This window comes from Vibrio sp. 1159 (assembly GCF_033340395.1).
Classification (GTDB): domain Bacteria; phylum Pseudomonadota; class Gammaproteobacteria; order Enterobacterales; family Vibrionaceae; genus Vibrio; species Vibrio alginolyticus.
On record NZ_JAWOWL010000116.1, the window covers coordinates 1 to 1,324 of the forward strand.

Annotated in this window: 1 protein-coding gene; it reads left to right on the forward strand. The window is 50.9% G+C overall.

Annotated features, from left to right (window positions below):
* Position 1: 1 nt before the first annotated feature.
* Positions 2–1,324: L-aspartate oxidase (gene nadB / locus R7127_RS26295; RefSeq protein ID WP_318148693.1), on the forward strand; the 1,323-nt coding region annotated here is incomplete at its 3' end.

Sequence of the window (1,324 nt, forward strand, 5' to 3'; positions counted from 1 at the left end):
AGTGGTAGGGAGTGGCGCTGCGGGCTTGTCGTTGGCTTTACGTGTCGCAAACCACTGTAAAGTAATGGTACTTAGCAAAGGACCGCGCAGCGAAGGGGCAACTTACTACGCTCAAGGCGGTATCGCCGCTGTGTTCGATGAATCCGACACCATTGAGTCGCACGTTGAAGATACCCAAATTGCCGGGGATGGTATCTGCGACGAAGAGACCGTGAGATTCATTGCAGAACACTCAAAAGAATGTGTGCAATGGCTGATTGACGGCGGTGTACCATTTGACCGTGAAGACGATGATTCTGACGATGAACCTCGTTACCACCTAACTCGCGAAGGTGGCCACAGCCGCCGCCGTATTCTGCACGCCGCAGACGCAACCGGTATGGCAATGCAAACCTCATTGCAGGACAACGCCCACAACCATCCCAATATTCATGTTCTTGAACGCCACAACGCTCTGGACTTGATCACTGAAGATAAAATCGGTGGTGATAAAAACAAAGTCATCGGTGCCTATATCTGGAACCGAAACGAAGAGCACGTAGAAACCGTGCGCGCCAAATTTGTGGTTCTAGCGACAGGTGGCGCGTCAAAGGTTTATCAATACACCTCTAACCCTGATGTCTCATCGGGTGATGGTATTGCTATCGCGTGGCGAGCGGGCTGTCGAGTGGCGAACTTAGAGTTCAACCAGTTCCACCCAACTTGCCTTTACCACCCTGAAGCTCGCAACTTCTTGCTGACCGAGGCCCTTCGTGGTGAAGGCGCTTACCTTCGTCGCCCAGACGGCACTCGCTTTATGCCAGATTTTGATGAGCGTAAAGAACTCGCCCCCCGCGATGTTGTCGCTCGTGCCATCGACTTCGAAATGAAACGCTTGGGTGCAGACTGCATGTATCTCGACATCAGTCATAAACCAGCAGACTTTATCACCAAGCACTTCCCGACCATTTACTCGCGCTTGATGGACTTGGGCATTGATATGACCAAAGAGCCTATTCCAATCGTACCAGCTGCGCACTATACCTGTGGCGGCGTGATGGTGGATCAAAACGGTCATACGGATTTGAAAAATCTATACGCGATTGGCGAAGTGAGCTACACCGGCTTGCATGGCGCTAACCGTATGGCATCGAACTCACTGTTGGAATGTGTGGTTTATGCGTGGTCTGCTGCAAAAGATATTCTGAAACATCACACCAGCATTGAGCTGCCTTCACGTGTTCCATGTTGGGATGAAAGCCAAGTCACCAACAGTGATGAAGAAGTTATTATTCAACACAACTGGCACGAACTTCGCCTGTTCATGTGGGACTACATGGGCATT